This window comes from Psychrobacter sp. S1-30-MNA-CIBAN-0213, from assembly GCF_040309845.1.
GTDB lineage: Bacteria > Pseudomonadota > Gammaproteobacteria > Pseudomonadales > Moraxellaceae > Psychrobacter.
Genome location: NZ_JBEOPE010000003.1, coordinates 265,101 through 282,314 on the forward strand (window position 1 = coordinate 265,101; position 17,214 = coordinate 282,314).

Consider the following 17,214-nt stretch of genomic DNA (forward strand, 5'->3'; position numbering starts at 1 on the left):
TATATCTAGAGGCTATAGATACTTAGAGCCGTTATATTTAGAAGCTATATGTTTAGAGATGATTTAATGACCAACAGTCCCTCAGCTTTGAGTTTCAAAGAAAAGCTACACGCCTACATGCAGCTAACGCGCTTTGATAAGCCAGTAGGCATTGAGCTATTACTATGGCCAACGCTGTGGGGCGTAATGCTGGCAGCGATAGGTCAAGCGCAGCAGCAAGGGGCAACGGCAGGTCTGCCAAGTCTGAAGATATTTGTGTTATTTGCTCTGGGCGCGATTTTTATGCGGGCAGCAGGTTGTGCGATTAATGACTTCGCCGATCGCAAAGTAGACGGTCATGTGACCCGTACCAAAGGCCGCCCATTAGCAGACGGTCGCTTATCTGCTCAAGAAGCCATCGCTGCATTTTTGCTGTTGGTATTATTAAGTGCCAGTCTATTATTTTTCTTGCCCGTTGAAGTGTTTTATTGGTCGCTGGGCGCGGTCATACTGGCGTTTATTTATCCGTTTATGAAGCGTTTTACGCATTTGCCACAAGTGTTTTTAGCCGCCGCTTTTGGTTGGGCAATACCGATGGCTTATGTAGCAGTGCAAGGCTCCCCTGATATCTGGTGTTGGCTGTTGTTTATAGCTTACATGTGCTGGACAGTAGCCTACGATACCCAGTATGCCATGGCTGACCGTGAGGACGATTTAAAGATTGGAGTTAAGTCAACGGCGATATTATTTGGTCGCTATGATGTAGTTATTATCTCGCTGCTACAAACGTTGTTCTTGCTCATTATGGGCGTGGTTATGTGGCATTATTTTGCGCCGACGACGTTAGGTGTCACTCCAGTATTTGGTTTGGCGCTAGTAGCAATGATGTTTGCCAAGCAAAACAGTGCTTGTGCCAGTCGTCAAGCTTTAGCATGTTTTCAAGCGTTTTTAGCCAATATATGGGTAGGACGTTACGTCTTTGCTCTCATAGCAATTGCTTGTATATGGACGACTTTTAATGGATAAATTAAATAAATTTTCGAGATTAAAAGCGAAAAAGCCGACATATAAACCTATGGTAGACTATCAAGCAAAGCTGGCTGAGCATGGGTTAACACGCGAGCAAGTCATCGCTACCGAACGTAAATTGGCGAAGTTTGCTAATACCATGGATTCATTAGTCCGTATCCCGTTTACCAAACAGGGTATGGGCGCCGATGCGGCACTATCGACTATTCCGCTAGCAGGAGATTTGGCAGGACTCGCGTTGACCAGCTATGCGTTTGTATTGGGTCGTCAGCTAGGTGTCCCAGCGCATAAAATGACACCAGCAGTCAGACTGGCGCTCATCGATATGGTGGTTGGCATCGTACCTGGAATCGGGACGCTGCTGGATATCTTTATACGTCCTAGTCGTAAAACCTTGGGCATCGTACATCAGCACCTACAAGATGAGTATGGCATCACTGAAACCATGCATATGGATCGGCCATTTTTACATCAATCACTAGAAGACAAGCAGCAGCAAAGTCGCTTTTGGCGTAATCCAATCGTTGCTTGGCTCTATCTGCATATACCTGACATATTAGGGCTAGTCGTTTTGATATTTATTGTTTGGGGATTGTGGGCCGTGATGAGCTGGCTGGTCAGCCTGTTTGGGCAAACAACTGGCCTTGGCTAAACCAAAGCAATAAAAAAGGCGGCACACGATCGTAACATGTGCCGCCTTTTTTATTGCTTAAAATACTATTTTTAAGAAGCTTAAGCTATTTGTCTTTTAATAAATTACTCAGTGATGACTTCAGCTTCAGCACTGACAGCATCGAAGCTGGTAACTTTATTATTTTGAATAAAATCAATATTGCTACCACCGCCATGACTGACCAGTTGAATACTACCATCGCTTGAGCGATATGTAGGATTATTACCTTGGCCTTCTGGCGCGCTTAGCGTTATTTTTGGTTTACTAGGCAAGGTCACAATGGCATTTAAAACGCCTGCTGCCGACGTTTCAAAGACAACAGATAAATTTTCACCTGCCGCGCTTTTATAACTGACATCAGTGATTTGCGCGCCTTTAATAGCTTGTTCTGGATTAGGAGTCGCGGCTGCAGTATTTGGTTCTATTTCTACCGTTTCGATATCGTTTTCAAGCTCGTTTAAGTTAACATCGTGCTCTGAATCTGTGATGGAATCAACCGAGTTTTGAGAGCTGTCTATAGGTGCCCCATTATCATGACTATCATTAACAGGCGTAGTTTGAACGTTTGTTTCAGCTTTTGCCTCATTAGCTGCTTCAGGTTCTGGTGTCCTTTGGCAGGCAGTCAGTATCAGCACACTAAAAAAAATGGCGGGAAAAACACGCAAGTAGGACTTGGATTTTAGTAAAGCTAAAGTAGGGGCTTTCATAATGAGGTTGTTATCCATCAAGAGGGGTTTATTTAAGCATAGTAAGCTGTGAGCAGTAATTTGCTATTGAATGACAATATATGACTAAGTGCTTACGGTAATAACTAGCTTTCGCTGTCCGCCATATTTTTCGAGGTTGTCTCTATGCTCACATAGGTAAATACCTTGCCACATTCCTAGTCCTAATGCGCCATTGATAAGTGGAACGGTTAAGCTGACCCCAAGCATTATACTTTTAAAATGAGCTGGCAGATCGTCTGAACCTTCTAGCGTATGTCGATATTCTGGCTGGTCGGCTGGTGCTATTTTGTTAAGCCAGTCTTCGGTATCTAATCTGACATCTGAATCAGCATTTTCGTTGATAGCGAGACTGGCGGAAGTATGCTGTAAAAATAGGTGTACTAGACCTGCTTTAGATGTATGAGTTATTAGCGCCTCGATGGCATCTTCAATCATTGGTGTTATGATATGAATACCGCGCGCATAGGCAGGCAATGTAAGAGTGGTTTGTTGGTAAGCCATTTGAATATGTCTCGTTATTATACCAAACCCAAAAAATATACTTAGCGGTGTCAAACTCATTTAGCCCATAAGGCATACTACTTAACCTCGTTTTGCTTGATACTCTGATTTTTGGGAACGGTATTAAAATTACTTTCAATACTTAATATTACAAGATATTCGTAGGCGTTGAAAGCGATGCCTTAAGAAGGACGAAACTCACTTCAAGGTTCTTTAATTGAGCGGCGTTTGCAAACGCGTGCGATTTGGCGAGAGTCGTGCAAGCATCGCCGCTGACAATGGTGCAAACGAGCCTAGCATCATATCTGCCAAAGTTTCAGCGCATATAGGCGCTAGCGCATAACCTTTAGCGCCCATCGCACTCATAGGCCAAATCCGTTTACTACCGACTAACTGCCCAACCATCGGATGATAATCAGGGGTCTGGGTGCGAATGCCTGCGCGTCCCTGCCACAGACTGGTATCTGTTGGAATGACCGATTCCATCTCAGGAATGGCAGTGACTAGTTTTTCGCGGCTAATCTGGTGTTCTTCATTACGAATATCAGTGTCTGTATCATTGCGCACAAAGCTTGCGCCTAGTAATAAATACTGTTCGCCTTCTACTACCTCATTCAACTTACTGTCACCAGCTTGCCCGCTAAATGAGGTGCAATAGCCACCGTACTTGAGAGGAAGTTTGGGCAGTTTTGCCCATTGTGCTGCTGAGGGAATAAACCAAGAGAGCTGACCGCGGATTTTACGACAATCAAAAATACGTTTATCTAACTGATGGCTCTCAAAAGCGGCACAAATCACCACGTTATCGGCGATGATAGATATTATATCTTTATCCTGATTACTGCCTTCAATACAAACATGGCTTTCCATCTCGTTAATACTGCTAACTTCTAAGTGTTGAAAGTGAATTAGCGGATGGGTCAGTATTATATTTTTTAATGCTTGAGGATTGACCAAGCCAGATTGGGGTAAGTACAAATTCTCTAATAAATCTTGCGTTTTTAATCCAGTAGCCTCTTGTGCTTGCGCAAGCGATAGCGTGGTTGCCATGTCGTCGGGATAGTTTGCAATTTGTTCTGTGCCGATATTGGCTTTCATAAGTAGATCAAGAGCGCCAGTTAACTCAAGTACGGGCGCTGTATTTTGCTTTGCAGCCTTTTCATTGAGCTTTCGATATAGTCTGCTGCTATAGAGATAACCTATGGTATGCAAATGTTCGTCAACGTGATGGATAGGCGTCATTTTGGGTGCGAGTAGGGCGCGAGGGTTGCCTGATGCTCCCGCCAAAGGGGCTGACTTATCCAGTAGTGTGACATTGATACCGCGATTGGCTAGCGACCATGCCGCTAGCAACCCTGAAACGCCAGCACCAATGATGACAGTATGATTCTGATCGCCAGATTTTGTAGAACCTTCATTACTACTATTACTATCAGGTAGCAGAGGGTCGGTCATGATGGCCGTTAGCATTTCACGCTTACGCCCAAAGCCTTTAACTTTTTTAATCTCAAATCCACAATTTTGTAGCGCACGTTTGACAATACCGGCACAGCTATAGGTGGCTGCAGTCGTCTTTGAACGTGACAGGCGCTGAATTTGTGCAAAGATATTTTCAGCCCATAAGGTACTATTGCAAGAAGGTGCAAAGCCATCTAAAAACCATGCATCAATGTAGGGCACGGGCTTGGTAGACGTATCCAAAGCTAATTTGGCTAAGCTGATAGCTGCATCGCCCAACCATATATCAACGGTCAAATTATCATTGAAAAAATGCAAGCGATGACAGCCCGCGATAAGAGGAGGATAGGCAGATAAAAATAGCTCAATTATCTCTGTCAGCTCGGGCGCACGCTGTCCCCATAATGCCAGTATCTGCGTTAAATCTGCAAGCGGTATCGGGAATTTTTCGGTAGTAATAAAATGCAGTTTCGCAGTCGCTAATTGTGGATGCGTTTCACGCAGTTGTCGCCAGAGCTGCCAAGTCGCCAAGAGATTAAGGCCAGTACCAAAACCCAATTCAGCGATGGTAAAGCATTGCTTTGGTGCAAGGTTTGCCAGTCGCTCTGGTAGCTGGTTATGTGCCAAAAACACATGACGCGACTCTGCTAGACCATCAGCATGTGAGAAGTAAACATCCTCAAACTCACCTGACACTGGCACCATATTACCTGTATCATCCATTTGCCAGTCAATATTGGCAGGAGTAATGACGTTTGATGGTTCAGCATTTTTGATTTGAGCGGTAGGCATGAAAACGTTCTTAGGAGCGTTGATGGCTCTATTAGAGAAGCTTAAACATTGAAGAAGCTTGGAAATAGTTAGGGTTAGTAGGCGTGAAATATCGAATAGAGTCTATCAATAACAACTGCTGATACTACCAGCGCTCACGACGCACAAACACTAACCACGAGACGAAAATACCGACCAATAAGCTAATCAACACCGTGAAAGCACCATATAAAAACAACTGACCTTTGCTCTCATAGACTAAGACGTTAACTTGAGTTTGTAAGTCATTAACTTGTCTTTGTAGCTGTGCATTGCGACTGAGTAGCGCTTGGTTGGCATCGGATAATGCTTTATCTGAAGGCTGTAGTTGTGCTGCTAAAGTATTGTTAGCTGGTGTCGTTGATTGATTAGCGTTATTTTGATTCGTTGCAGGCGGCGTTGCTGCCGGATCGGTATTCGTGATCGTTGGGGCAGCTTGCGCTGATATCGCAGTGATGACAATGATGCTAGCAAGACTATATTTATAACATTTTTTTAACAAAGATGAGCGCTGACTCACGATGGCACTACCTTATCTGCTATATCGTTAGTAGGTGCTGGCAACGTTTTTATAAAAGGCTTGATATCAACGTGACTGTACACGCCATCACGTAGATAAGGTTCTGCGCTTGCCCATGCCTGCGCTGCTTCAAGTGAGTCAAAATCTGCAATAATGAGACTGCCTGACATATCACTTTTACCATGTTCAATAGGGGTTGGCCCTGCAATAACTAGGCGTTGCTCGCGACTTAAAGCTTGTAAACGTTCAACATGTTCAGCACGCGTAATTTGACGCTGTGCTGCGCTGTTGGCCACATCATGACCAATGATAGCAAATAAAGACATAATCCTTCCTTAATAAGTAGTAAGAATAAAGAGTTATAATCGGTAAGAACAATACTGATTTATCATTAACAATTAATTATTGTCGCTATGGGTATTTAGAAACCATTTAACTTTTATTATAAAATAACGAATACCAAAGTATATTTTATTTTTAATGCTGATAGAAGTAAGCAAGCAGGATACTATTATTAACCTTTATTTCGCAGACTTGTCAGTTAAGGCTGGATTTAGATGCTTTTTTAATACCGCAAATTGAGCGACAACGAACACCAACATAATCGGAATCCAGCCATAGGTTTTAAAGTTAATCCATGCTTCATCAGACATTGTAAATGCCGTGATATAATGTAATACGCCCATAAAGGCAAAGAACAGTGCCCATGCGACAGTTAGCTTTTTCCAGCCACTCATCGTTAGGGTGAACACATCTTTCATCGCTAGTTGCATTAGAGGCTTGTTGATAGCCGCACTAATAAACAACGTTAAGGCAAAGATACCGTTGATAATTGGTGATTTCCAACGTAGATAGATGTCATCACGTAGCAGTAGCGTACCACCACAAAACACAATGGTTAATAGTAATACAACCCATTGCTGCTTATCGAATTTACCTTTTTGGCGCACGAAATGAATCGCATAAATGATAATAGTTGCAATCAGCAAGGCACCTGCTGCTGCCAAAATACCGCTCTGACGGGCAGTAATAAAAAAGGCAATCAGAGGAATGAAGTCTAGTAATGCTTTCATAACAAGTGGGATGTCCAACAAAAACGTAGTGGGTAGTTTACACGTCTACTGCGCTAAAAAAAAGCAGACAACACTACAATCATATTCGATAATAGGCGTAAGCCATAATACGTATCATTACTATTCATCCATTTAGCTATAGTCAATCCACTATAAAAGAGTTACAGCGTTAACCTCGTTTGAAGTATCACTTATACATCTGCACTCGGTTGCCTTGTACATCTTTTAAATTGAATCAATTATATTATTCATTCAATTATTCCCAATTAATCCATCAATATCCGTATTAAAAACCTAAGGCCAACTTTATGAAATTCGATTTACATTGCCATAGTACCTGTTCTGATGGCACTTATGCACCGGCAGATGTAGTGCAGCGCGCGCATGCAGCTGGTGTCGATGTGCTGGCATTAACTGATCACGATACTTTACTAGGCATTGATGAAGCTAGAGCAGCAGCAACTGCATATGGAATGACGCTTATCAATGGCGTTGAGATTAGCTGTGAGCATACGCTAAACGGCGGTTATGGTAAGAATAAATCAACCAATAAAATCATTCATGTGCTTGGACTCGATTTTACAGATCGCGAAAAAATGCACGAAACTCTACAGCAGTTGCAAGAAAGCCGGGCAACTCGTGGTCAGCGTATCACTGAAAAACTCAGTAAGCTGCTGGATATTGATTATGATGAGCTTTGGCAAGCCGTACTTGATAAAGCTGGTGGCAATCCACAAGCAGTTGGGCGTGCGCATATTGGGCAAGTGTTATTTGAGCGTGGCGAAGTTAAGACCGTACAAAAGGCTTTCGATAAATATTTAGCCGACAATAAATCCGCTTATGTGGCGATTGATGCCCTGAGTATGGCGGATGGTATTGAGCTGATTCATGCTTGCGGCGGTAAAGCAGTGCTCGCGCATCCAACGCGTTATCAGCTTTCGGCTACACGAGTACGTAAGCTTATCGAAGAGTTTGCTCAGCTTGGCGGTGATGCTTGTGAGTTACCAGCGACTAGTGAGCCGATCAGCACCCGAAAAATGGTTGATCGTAGTATTGCTGAACATGAGCTTGTCGCTTCAATTGGTAGTGACTTTCATGGTAGTAATATGCCATGGCGACGTTTGGGTGATGTGCCAAGTCTGACTACTGAGCAGCTCGGAGTCTGGCAACTTTTTGAAAATACTAGTTATTAATTATGAAGCAATTATCAACCATATATCGTATATAGATACCCTTTATAACAATCGTATTGCTAAACTATTTGAAAGTTGTCAAACTCAATAATAAACATATCAGAATTATACGAGTAAGAATAACATTCACAAAAACGAGTATAGTGCTGCGTCGATGGATGGCTTGATAAAAATTACAAAGCATATCAATCATTTAAAGAGTAAACCAATAAGATGCTCATCTGCCATATCCTAGGATTAATACTAATATAGTAATAAAGGCGCAACGCTTTTAATGCTTTGAACTTATCTATCAGTCTGTCAGTGGCTATCAACAAACGATTCCGTTTGGGTTAGTGTTAACGACAGATTGAATGTGCACGTGGTAACGCGTATATGGTTACATCGATATATCGGCTAGGCTACAAAAAACTTTCCCAAATGATTTTTGAGTGGCAAGCTGCGGATAGAGCATCATTGTTAGCCTTGTTCATTGTGATGGAAGTCACAATGCATTGGTTATGGTGTCTACTTGTATGGTTACGGCAAGATGCCTTTGGCAGCTATGTAGATATGGCGCTATTATATCCAATATGGGTAACCATAACGCTGATGGGATTGTTTTTTTGGTGGATGGTAGGCCATTTATCGCATATTAAAAATGACTATAAACGTCTACATAATTGGCAAATCGTACTAATTTTTGTCTATAGCTTATATATTGCAGTTGTCGTTTTGGTAATGGGTCATAGTAGTTTGGTCTCAGGAGTGTCGCTAGTTGGCGGTACTATGCTGGCGATGATGCTGGTACGCCGTCGTTATATTTGGTATGCATTCTTAATTCAAGTATTCTTGATTATGTTAGTGGCTATTTTGCCTTATTTGGGCGTGAATTTGCCCAGTATGCGTCAACTCACCATTACTTCGTTACCGCTTGGTACTTATAGTTATCAGACTTATACCGAGATGACTAATATGGAAAATGCGATAGCAGCCACTATTTTTCAAGATGGTACGCTTAGCTGGGATAGCATAAACGAGATTCGTCGTTCTTCAGTATTCTTTTGGCGTGCAACGCACATGTATTTGGCATTGCCCAAAGCTATTTTTATGGTATATGTATTTAGTACACTATTATTAATCTTAGATAACAGTAAAAAAGAAATTATACAGCATGCCAATCATGACGAGCTGACAGGACTGAAGAATCGACGCTATGGTCTGACCCAAATGCGGCAAACGCTAGCAGATTTGACAGATACTCAGGACTATACCGTCATCTTGTTAGATTTAGATTTATTTAAATATATCAATGATAATTATGGTCATGAAGTCGGCGATCAAGTATTAAAAGAAGTTGCGAATATATTGATGGATACACTCGCTGATATAGACATTGTTAGCCGTTATGGCGGTGAAGAATTTCTAATTATCTTACCTGATATGGCGCACGATTTAGCGATGACTATTGCGGAACAATTGCGTTGCGATATTGCCAATCACGTGATTCAAGTAAATCATAGTCTCAGCTTTAGTATAACGGCGAGTCTAGGGCTCTATACATTGACTCATACTGAGCGGACATGCATTAAGCAAAGATATGCCTCTATAAAGTCAACAGAACACGCACCGCAGCTAACAAAGTCGCAGATAGTTAAGTCGCGAAGAGGTAAGCGGGTGACTAAACAAGCTCCAGAGCTACCAAAGGCGCAATTGCCAAGTGATATTTGCCAGCGCTTAATTAGGATAGCAGACAAAGCTTTATATGAAGCCAAAGATCGTGGCCGTAATCAAGTCGTTAGCGCCAACGAGATGCTAGCAGCGGAAAATAGTAATATTGAGCCCCTTTATTGCACCTAAAAGCTGCTACCCCATTGGCTAGCAGCTAATGACAGCGCAGTTTAATAAAGATTGTTTGACCTTCATGCACTACGCAATTAATTACAAGGTGCTTAACCATTGCACCAAGCTTGCCAATACACTGGTCGCAAAACTGCCAGTCGTCAACGTAAAGTTTAATACCAGCGTTTGCTCATTACTATTTTGACTACCTTGCCATTCCCAACTCAAGGCTTCAATCGGCAATCGTAGCGCTCGTCGTTGTGCTTTCACATCGCGCTTCTCTAACCCCATTGCCAGCTGCGTTAATAACGCACTACTCTGTACCACATCGTTCTCAAGCTGAGCTGCTACGCTGCTGACTTTGTCATTAGCCATGCCCCATAACACGCCTGTTGGATGAATATCACCGCTAGCAACTCGCGCGCGTAAAGTATCGTCTATTTCTTCACTGGTAAATATCGAGCCTGAACCGTCTAAGTTAAACACCTCACCTGCGAGTCCAGTATTCCAACTACCATCCCGTACCCGTGCAGCCAATATCTCATTGAATATTAAGCTACGCGCGGCAGACAATTCCATAGAATTTTGCTCTCGCGGCGCACGTTTACGTTTGCTCTTCTTTGGCTGAGGTCGACTTTCTGGCGTTGGACGCGCAAACAATGCCAAGGCTTCTCTAATGTTATTACCATTCCATCCAAAACGCTGTGGGCCAAAATAATTGGGCACGCCGCTTGCGCTGATATTTTGCAAATGCTTTTCTACAGACGACTTATCTTCATTTTCCAACTCAATATCTCGCAAGGTGATAATAAATTGATTAGCTCGGTGCGTACCACGATTAAGCTTTTTATTGTGCCAATGTTGAGCAAGGATAGTGACCGACTCGCTGTCGCTGATATCTACTGGTGCAAACTCAGACTCTGGCAATTGCCTCAAAGGTATTCTTAAGCTAAACCACTGAGTCGTCAGCGCATGACGGTCTTTGAGTCCTGAATAACCGACATCACGTAAGGGAATCTCTGCCCACTCTGACAGTAATTTAGCCAGATAGGCAGTATTCACCCCTGACTTCTCTATATGTAGCCATAAGTGCTCACCCTCGCCAGTAAAGTCTAACGGCAATATTTCATTGACGACAAAATCTGTGTTATGGGTCTTGTAAGTCGCTTGTTTGAGAGGTGGCAAAGTTGGCTGCGGTAATTGCGCAGTATCCGTCGCTGCCTCGATATCAAAACTGGTGATATCAAACTGTTCATTATTAGATGCCTGACTGTTTAAGTCAGGTTCAGAAGTAGACGTAGCTGTCATTTCGTTCTGGTTATCTTGATCTTGAGAATTCATAAAGTCGTCTTGTATTTTGGTTATAAGCTTTAGGTTGAAAGAATAGAGCTATTCGTTAAAGGCTAGTAAAGGTTAGGAAGTTACGTTTTGCAACGCAGCAAACATACAAATAAACAGCGTACGCTAACTGGGCTTGCTACTATCAATGAATCTACTTTTTTTAAATGTATACTTGATACTAAATAAAATGGTTACATAACATTATTATGCGTTACTGGTACAAATTTTTCTCGCTTGCTGTGCCTACGCCGACAGAGGCTTCGTAAAATTCATTCCAGTAATGCTTGGTAGTCCGCAGTAACCCTGTATTCATTAAAGTATATCGACTATCTCAAACACGTTTTACGCAGAACATAATTATAACTGTTAAGGATGACCTATGAGCCAAGTTAATAATAACCAAGCCGATAACAAAATCGCCGCCAAAAATCTAATAACGTTTAATAAATCTGACATTCCAAGTGGCGGTATGAAATCCTATAAACAAGATGACGATAGTATCATTTTAATTACCCGTGATGAGGACGAGTTTTTTGCCTTTGATGGCAAATGTCCTCATGTTGGTGCAGATTTAGGTGATGGCATGCGCTGTGGTAATCGAGTGGTCTGCCCGTGGCATCATGGCAGTTTTGACAGTCGCGATGGTACGCTATTAGAGCCGGTTGCCATGCGCGGATTGACTCAATATGAGCTAACAGATGAGGGCGATAGCTTGACCGTCAATACCTCAGCGAAGATAGATAAACGCGTTGCAAACGATAAGCTGACTGATACGCATACTATTATCGTTGGTGGCGGCGGTGCAGGTTTTATGACGGCCAATCAGCTGCGTCATACCGGCTATGGCGGCAAAATCACCTTAATCAGTAAAGACGATAAAGCCCCTTATAACCGTCCTTTATTATCAAAAGCATTTTTAGCAGGAAAAATGGAAGAGAAATATTTGATGCTTGGCGGCAGCGAGTGGGCCAGTAAAAATAATATCGAGCTACGCTTAAACCAAACCGTCAGCGAAGTATTACCTAATGAACGCACTATCGTAATGAAAGATGAGAGTGGCAATAGTGAACAGCAAACAGCGGACTTCCTAGTCGTAGCGACAGGTGCTGAACCTAAGATACCACCTTTTAAAGGCGTTGATTTGGATGGCGTCTATACGCTACGTAGCATGGGTGATGCCAAAGACATCAAAGCGGCCAGTAATGACAAGCACGTCGTTATCGTAGGCACAGGCTTTATCGGGATGGAAGTGGCGTCTGCTTTAATGGAGGCGGGGAAGGCGGCATCTGTCACCGTTATTGGGCGCAGCCGCCGCGTCATGAGCAATATCGTCTCTGAAACGGTGAGTAATGCCCTTATCAAACTCCATGAAGAAAAAGGGGTTACCTTCGCATTTGGCGCAGGTGTTGATGAAATCAATGGAGAAGGTAGTAAAGTCAGCGGTGTAAAACTGTCAGATGGCAGTACGCTCGATGCTGATGTTGTTATCTTAGGAACTGGGGTTGCCCCACGTACCGAGTTGTTAAATGAGGTAAATACTCCGGACGGCGTGCAAGTGGATGAGCATCTACAACTGCGTGATGGCGTCTATGCGCTGGGCGATATTGCCAAAGCAACCAACCAAATGGGGCGTATGCGTATTGAACATTGGCGAGTGGCATTGCAACATGGCATCGTGACGGCAGCAGCTATTTTAAATCAAGACAACGTCAACTCGGTAGAGGAGCGTATTCCTTTCTTTTGGACCGCACAATATGGCAAAAGCCTACGCTATAGCGGACACGCCGCTACGCCAGATAACAATATCTTGTTTGGCTCGCCAGATACGCTAGATTATATCGAATATTACTTTGATGACGATGGGGAAGACACGCGTGCTAGTGCTGCTAGCACGTTAGGGCGTAATAAAGAGCTGGTTGCCTTTTCTGAGCTACTCCGCCGTGGTCATGCGCCAACGCGTGCGCAAATCAATGCAGGATTTAATCTCATCGACCAAGCACAGGCGTTATCACGCTAGTACTTAAATCTGATAAGGTTTACTATAAAGGCTGGTCTATTAATTTAGGTCAGCCTTTTATCATATAGCCTTTTATACTAAATAGACGGAAAAGGACAACCAGTTTCATGAATAAAGAACAGATAAATAAAGAACAGACAGGTAAAAACCACTTGAATAGAGAGTCCGTATTTTTACGACAAGCAGAAGCGGATGATATTGACGCACTCGAACAGTTACTAAACCGCTGCTACCGAGAGACAGAGGGCTGGACCAATGAAGCGGATTTAGTCGGTGGTATTCGTATCACTCAAGCTGAGCTAGCAAGCATCATTGCCAATCCAAAACACTATCTGTTCATTTATCCAAAAACGACCACAGGCGAACGCGGTGGAGATGAAACCGGTGAGCTGTTGGGTTGTATTGCAGTCGATATAAAAGTTGATGACAATACAAATGAGAGCAACCTTAATAGGACTGACAATGATAACAAAGCTTATATTGGTATGTTTGCCGTACATCCAGAGCTGCAGGGGCAGGGCGTTGGTAATGTAATATTACAAGCCGCTGAAACTTTCGCTGAAAGACATTTAAAAAGTAACAGCCAACCAACCCGTCTTACTATGTCTATTTTAAGCCATCGACCTGAGCTATTGGCTTACTATCAGCGCCGTGGTTATCAGTTCAATGGTAATAAGATGCCATTTCCATATGATGGCAATAATGGCGAACCAAAACGTCAAGATTTAGAGTTATTAGAGTTAGAGAAAATCGTTAACGCTTAAAGGTTAACTTTATCTATATCAAACTTGAGCTAACCCCAAAAATGCCCAAAGGTCATAAACAAGCCAACGCTTAGCAGAACAAATGCCACAATAATTAAACGCTTAAACCAGTTGAAAGCAGGCAAGCGCGTGGCATTGTCATCAGACATTAGGTAAGCAAATAAAAACAATAAGCTTGCTGCCAAAGTCATGATGCCTAAACCAATCGGTAATATAAAAAGGTATACCTGCCACACAGTCATCTCGCAACGGTCATTATTAAACGCATCATAGCAGTATCGTGATTGTGCTGTCTGTATGTGGTTTTACACTAAATAAAAAACTGGCAATAAAAAAGGCTATTCCGTCAAGAATAGCCCTTCTTCTAATAGCACCCAGTCTATCTAACGCATCGTCACAAATTCTTCCGAACCCGTAGGGTGAATAGCAACGGTATTATCAAAGTCAGCTTTGGTAGCGCCCATCTTTATCGCCACCGCAAAGCCTTGAATCATCTCATCGACACCAAAGCCAATACCATGTAAGCCAATAACTTTTTCATCATCACCTAAGCATACCAGTTTCATCACACACTTTTGACGATGCTGAGTCACCGCGCTATACATAGAGGTAAATGCCGAGGTGTAGCATTTGATATTGTCCTTGCCATATTCCTTAACAGCATCGATCTCAGACAAGCCAATCGTACCGATAGCAGGGTGAGTAAAGATAACTGTCGGTATCAACTCGTACTTTAAATGCTCATTAGTCTTATTGTTAAATAAGCGCTCAGACAGACGCCTGCCTGCCGCGATAGCGACTGGCGTCAAATCAATACTGTTCTCAATAATATCGCCGACCGCATAAATGCCTTCGACATTAGTATTTTGGAACTTATCGACTTTGATTTTGCCAACCTCGTTCGTCTCCACACCCGTCACTTGCAAATTGATGTTGTCCGTAGAAGGCGCACGACCAATTGCCCAAATCAAGCAATCTACGGTATCAAGAGCGCCATCTTTGGTAAATAACTCTAAACAGCCATCTTCCTTTTTATTGACTTCCGTTAGTGTGGTATCGGTGTGCAATTGGATGCCGTCTTGCTCCATCTCTATCAGTAAAGTCTCCACGATAGTATGGTCAAACGAGCGCAGTGGCGAGTGCTGACGGACATACAGATGCACCTCAGCGCCTAGACTGTTAAGTACGCCCGCGATCTCAACAGCGATATATCCTGCGCCGACGATAGCCACACGTTTTGGTAAATGGTTTAACCTAAAAAATCCATCAGAATCAATACCATGTTCTGCGCCTTTGATATCAGGGAAAATAGGGTGACCGCCTGTAGCAATCAAAATATGGTCAGCGGTAATATGCTCGCCATTGACTTCGACCGTATTGGTATCGATAAATTTGGCAAAACCTTTTATTACCTCAACGCCATTTTTCGCCAAGTTATTATCATAAGAGCGGTGAATGTTTTGGATATATTGTTGACGACTATTGACCAGCTTTTGAAAATCAAAGCCTTTTACTTCCACATCAAAGCCATAATCTGGCGCATATTTTTCGATGGCTTCGGCAACTTGTGCCCCATACCACATCACCTTTTTAGGTACGCAGCCCCAGTTTACGCAGGTGCCGCCCAATTGGTCAGCTTCGATAATGGCGCATTTTTTGCCATAGCTCGCCGCTCGATTAATCGAAGCAATGCCGCCGCTACCGCCGCCAATGGAAATATAATCATAATGTTTTGTCATTGTTATGTCTCTTTATTAAGTTTTGGTGCAATTTTGAACTCTATTGTAATGGGTATGATAATAAATCTTACAAGGTTTTTATCATTAGGGTGTGCTGAGTCGCATCGGTATGTAAAAGTATTTAGGCAAAAATAGCCCGCCATCTAAACCTATCTACACCCACTTAAACAATGGCACGCCGCCTATAAAATAACAGTCCAGGAATGGACAAACCCAGCACCAATCCTGAGGTCACAAACAAGGCTTCAAACAAATACACCATCATTTGGCTAAATAATTCGTCCGAAAAACCAAAATAACCAATCTGCACCATACTAACCATTGCCTTATAAGCGGCGATGCCTGGCATCATACAGATGACACTTGGTGAGATTAACGCTTTGGGTGGTAAGGTATATTTTTTAGAAAAATACACGCCCAAAAAGCTGGCAAGCATCGCCCCAAAAAAGCTGGCCACCACCAAATGGATGTGCTGATAGACAAGCGCTGTTTTTAGCCCGAAGCCAAACGCGGTCATCAGCAAACACGGCAAAATATAGCGTTTGGGCACGCTGAACATAAGCGTCCAACCAAGGGTAATGATACACGACAGCACCACGGTCTCAATGAACCACATGTCAAAACCCCCAGTGCTGTATTTGCAGTAAAACCAGTGCCATCACAATGCCAACGCACGCTGACAAGGTCAACATATAAGTAAAAACCGCACGTCCAACGCCAATATTGACATAGCCCTTTAATATATCTGAGAAAGAATTGATCAAAGGAAAGCTTGGTATCAAAAGTAGAACGCTAGAGGCAACGGCAATATCGGCATTATTACCAATATCAAAGTAATAGGTCGTCGCCCCAATCAAAGAGGCGATAAAAGCCGTAACAATGACCGTGATAAAGGGATTGAAGTGGTGCTTAGCCAAATAAATGCGGGTAAACATCGCTACCATGCCAGCGATAAAGGTTACGGCGGTAATCGACCAACTGCCGCCATTAAGATTCGCAAACGCGGCACAAGATGCGCCAACAAATATGCCCACTAGCCACGTTGGATAAACCGTTTTATCTAATTCATCAAACGCAAGGGTGGTGCGGTCAGTAAGCTCAGACTTCAGCTTATTGTTATATAGCTTGTGGCTATTTGTATCGGCTTCGGTTTTATTGATAATTTGCTGGATTTGTACCAATAAATTGACATTGATGCTTTGATTAATAGTGTCTCGAGTGGTGGTGATACAGCGTTCATCACAGATGGTCGTCAAGGTGATGGCATTAAAATTAAGCGAACATTCTACGCTACTCATTCCCAAAGCGAATCCCAAACGTTTAGACAAGTCAACCACCACAGCGGACTCGGCACCATATTGCATAAGGAGTAATCCGCAGCGCACGCATAATCGAGTAATGCGCTGTTGCTGTACGTAGCTGATAGAGGTCATTGGGCGAGTACGCATGTTGGCTATTGTGATTTTTGTGAATAGTATAACTATAAACAGTGTGAGCGGTTATAGGATATCGATACGGCAAGGTAACGATAGCATAACTTGCCGTGCTTATTTGCTACTATTATAAAG

The 17,214-nt window shown here is 42.9% G+C and carries 17 protein-coding genes; 6 read left to right on the forward strand and 11 right to left on the reverse strand.

Features of this window, described 5'->3' with window-relative positions:
- Positions 1-66 precede the first annotated feature (66 nt).
- Together ubiA and AAEY87_RS04595 are read left to right on the forward strand one after the other, a co-directional pair.
- The gene (gene ubiA, locus AAEY87_RS04590) at positions 67-1,005 is read left to right on the forward strand and encodes a 4-hydroxybenzoate octaprenyltransferase (protein WP_350656110.1); all 939 of its coding nucleotides are present in this window, start codon (positions 67-69) and stop codon (positions 1,003-1,005) included.
- Positions 1,006-1,054: 49 nt separating this feature from the next.
- Positions 1,055-1,660, forward strand: a complete 606-nt coding sequence (locus tag AAEY87_RS04595) for a DUF4112 domain-containing protein (RefSeq protein ID WP_350656207.1) — start codon at positions 1,055-1,057, stop codon at positions 1,658-1,660.
- A 104-nt stretch (positions 1,661-1,764) separates the two neighbouring features.
- Here the strand turns inward: AAEY87_RS04595 and AAEY87_RS04600 are convergent, their stop codons facing one another.
- The 6 genes from AAEY87_RS04600 to ispZ all read right to left on the reverse strand — a co-directional run bounded on the left by AAEY87_RS04600 (position 1,765) and on the right by ispZ (position 6,771).
- Positions 1,765-2,388 (reverse strand): hypothetical protein, encoded by a 624-nt coding sequence (locus tag AAEY87_RS04600; protein WP_350656112.1) that lies wholly within the window; start codon positions 2,386-2,388, stop codon positions 1,765-1,767.
- Between the two features lie 84 nt (positions 2,389-2,472).
- Positions 2,473-2,910, reverse strand: coding sequence for a secondary thiamine-phosphate synthase enzyme YjbQ (locus AAEY87_RS04605; protein ID WP_350656113.1), 438 nt, complete (start codon positions 2,908-2,910; stop codon positions 2,473-2,475).
- A 213-nt stretch (positions 2,911-3,123) separates the two neighbouring features.
- On the reverse strand, positions 3,124-5,160 hold the full coding sequence (mnmC1, locus tag AAEY87_RS04610; protein WP_350656114.1) for an FAD-dependent 5-carboxymethylaminomethyl-2-thiouridine(34) oxidoreductase MnmC1: 2,037 nt from the start codon (positions 5,158-5,160) through the stop codon (positions 3,124-3,126).
- Between the two features lie 124 nt (positions 5,161-5,284).
- Positions 5,285-5,698, reverse strand: a complete 414-nt coding sequence (locus AAEY87_RS04615; protein WP_350656115.1) for a hypothetical protein — start codon at positions 5,696-5,698, stop codon at positions 5,285-5,287.
- Entirely contained in the window at positions 5,695-6,024 is a 330-nt protein-coding gene (locus tag AAEY87_RS04620; protein ID WP_068037454.1) for a YciI family protein, read from the reverse strand. The genes AAEY87_RS04615 and AAEY87_RS04620 overlap by 4 nt, the downstream gene beginning before the upstream one ends.
- Before the next feature lie 195 nt (positions 6,025-6,219).
- Positions 6,220-6,771, reverse strand: a complete 552-nt coding sequence (gene ispZ, locus AAEY87_RS04625) for a septation protein IspZ (protein WP_068037451.1) — start codon at positions 6,769-6,771, stop codon at positions 6,220-6,222.
- Positions 6,772-7,079: 308 nt separating this feature from the next.
- On the opposite strand from ispZ, the gene AAEY87_RS04630 reads away from it, so the two are divergent.
- Positions 7,080-7,964 (forward strand): PHP domain-containing protein, encoded by an 885-nt coding sequence (locus tag AAEY87_RS04630; protein ID WP_068037449.1) that lies wholly within the window; start codon positions 7,080-7,082, stop codon positions 7,962-7,964.
- 375 nt (positions 7,965-8,339) lie between these two features.
- Positions 8,340-9,803: a GGDEF domain-containing protein gene (locus AAEY87_RS04635; protein ID WP_350656117.1), complete on the forward strand. Its 1,464-nt coding sequence runs from the start codon at positions 8,340-8,342 to the stop codon at positions 9,801-9,803.
- A gap of 81 nt (positions 9,804-9,884) precedes the next feature.
- On the opposite strand, the gene truD is transcribed toward AAEY87_RS04635, so the two are convergent.
- Positions 9,885-11,126, reverse strand: coding sequence for a tRNA pseudouridine(13) synthase TruD (gene truD / locus AAEY87_RS04640; protein ID WP_350656118.1), 1,242 nt, complete (start codon positions 11,124-11,126; stop codon positions 9,885-9,887).
- A gap of 379 nt (positions 11,127-11,505) precedes the next feature.
- Here truD and AAEY87_RS04645 point away from each other — a divergent pair, with 379 nt between their 5' ends.
- Both AAEY87_RS04645 and AAEY87_RS04650 read left to right on the forward strand, forming a co-directional pair.
- Entirely contained in the window at positions 11,506-13,143 is a 1,638-nt protein-coding gene (locus AAEY87_RS04645; protein ID WP_350656119.1) for an FAD-dependent oxidoreductase, read from the forward strand.
- Between the two features lie 107 nt (positions 13,144-13,250).
- Positions 13,251-13,907 carry a GNAT family N-acetyltransferase gene (locus AAEY87_RS04650; protein WP_350656120.1) on the forward strand — a complete coding sequence of 219 codons (657 nt, stop codon included), beginning with the start codon at positions 13,251-13,253 and terminating at the stop codon, positions 13,905-13,907.
- 29 nt (positions 13,908-13,936) lie between these two features.
- On the opposite strand, the gene AAEY87_RS04655 is transcribed toward AAEY87_RS04650, so the two are convergent.
- The 4 genes from AAEY87_RS04655 to AAEY87_RS04670 form a co-directional block, all read right to left on the reverse strand.
- Positions 13,937-14,149 (reverse strand): hypothetical protein, encoded by a 213-nt coding sequence (locus tag AAEY87_RS04655; RefSeq protein ID WP_068037443.1) that lies wholly within the window; start codon positions 14,147-14,149, stop codon positions 13,937-13,939.
- Positions 14,150-14,290: 141 nt separating this feature from the next.
- Complete coding sequence (gene gorA, locus AAEY87_RS04660; RefSeq protein WP_350656121.1) at positions 14,291-15,646, reverse strand: glutathione-disulfide reductase; 1,356 nt, start codon at positions 15,644-15,646, stop codon at positions 14,291-14,293.
- 163 nt (positions 15,647-15,809) lie between these two features.
- Positions 15,810-16,262, reverse strand: a complete 453-nt coding sequence (locus AAEY87_RS04665) for a threonine/serine exporter family protein (protein ID WP_068037441.1) — start codon at positions 16,260-16,262, stop codon at positions 15,810-15,812.
- 1 nt (position 16,263) lies between these two features.
- Positions 16,264-17,079, reverse strand: a complete 816-nt coding sequence (locus AAEY87_RS04670) for a threonine/serine exporter family protein (protein WP_350656209.1) — start codon at positions 17,077-17,079, stop codon at positions 16,264-16,266.
- Positions 17,080-17,214 lie beyond the last annotated feature (135 nt).

What these genes read in the sequence shown, in the direction of transcription:
- ubiA (WP_350656110.1), top strand. Translation starts at nt 67, where the DNA reads ATGACCAACAGTCCCTCAGCTTTGAGTTTCAAAGAAAAGCTACACGCC.
- AAEY87_RS04595 (WP_350656207.1), top strand. Translation starts at nt 1,055, where the DNA reads ATGGTAGACTATCAAGCAAAGCTGGCTGAGCATGGGTTAACACGCGAG.
- AAEY87_RS04600 (WP_350656112.1), bottom strand. Translation starts at nt 2,388, where the DNA reads ATGAAAGCCCCTACTTTAGCTTTACTAAAATCCAAGTCCTACTTGCGT.
- AAEY87_RS04605 (WP_350656113.1), bottom strand. Translation starts at nt 2,910, where the DNA reads ATGGCTTACCAACAAACCACTCTTACATTGCCTGCCTATGCGCGCGGT.
- mnmC1 (WP_350656114.1), bottom strand. Translation starts at nt 5,160, where the DNA reads ATGCCTACCGCTCAAATCAAAAATGCTGAACCATCAAACGTCATTACT.
- AAEY87_RS04620 (WP_068037454.1), bottom strand. Translation starts at nt 6,024, where the DNA reads ATGTCTTTATTTGCTATCATTGGTCATGATGTGGCCAACAGCGCAGCA.
- ispZ (WP_068037451.1), bottom strand. Translation starts at nt 6,771, where the DNA reads ATGAAAGCATTACTAGACTTCATTCCTCTGATTGCCTTTTTTATTACT.
- AAEY87_RS04630 (WP_068037449.1), top strand. Translation starts at nt 7,080, where the DNA reads ATGAAATTCGATTTACATTGCCATAGTACCTGTTCTGATGGCACTTAT.
- AAEY87_RS04635 (WP_350656117.1), top strand. Translation starts at nt 8,340, where the DNA reads ATGGTTACATCGATATATCGGCTAGGCTACAAAAAACTTTCCCAAATG.
- truD (WP_350656118.1), bottom strand. Translation starts at nt 11,126, where the DNA reads ATGAATTCTCAAGATCAAGATAACCAGAACGAAATGACAGCTACGTCT.
- AAEY87_RS04645 (WP_350656119.1), top strand. Translation starts at nt 11,506, where the DNA reads ATGAGCCAAGTTAATAATAACCAAGCCGATAACAAAATCGCCGCCAAA.
- AAEY87_RS04650 (WP_350656120.1), top strand. Translation starts at nt 13,251, where the DNA reads ATGAATAAAGAACAGATAAATAAAGAACAGACAGGTAAAAACCACTTG.
- AAEY87_RS04655 (WP_068037443.1), bottom strand. Translation starts at nt 14,149, where the DNA reads ATGACTGTGTGGCAGGTATACCTTTTTATATTACCGATTGGTTTAGGC.
- gorA (WP_350656121.1), bottom strand. Translation starts at nt 15,646, where the DNA reads ATGACAAAACATTATGATTATATTTCCATTGGCGGCGGTAGCGGCGGC.
- AAEY87_RS04665 (WP_068037441.1), bottom strand. Translation starts at nt 16,262, where the DNA reads ATGTGGTTCATTGAGACCGTGGTGCTGTCGTGTATCATTACCCTTGGT.
- AAEY87_RS04670 (WP_350656209.1), bottom strand. Translation starts at nt 17,079, where the DNA reads ATGACCTCTATCAGCTACGTACAGCAACAGCGCATTACTCGATTATGC.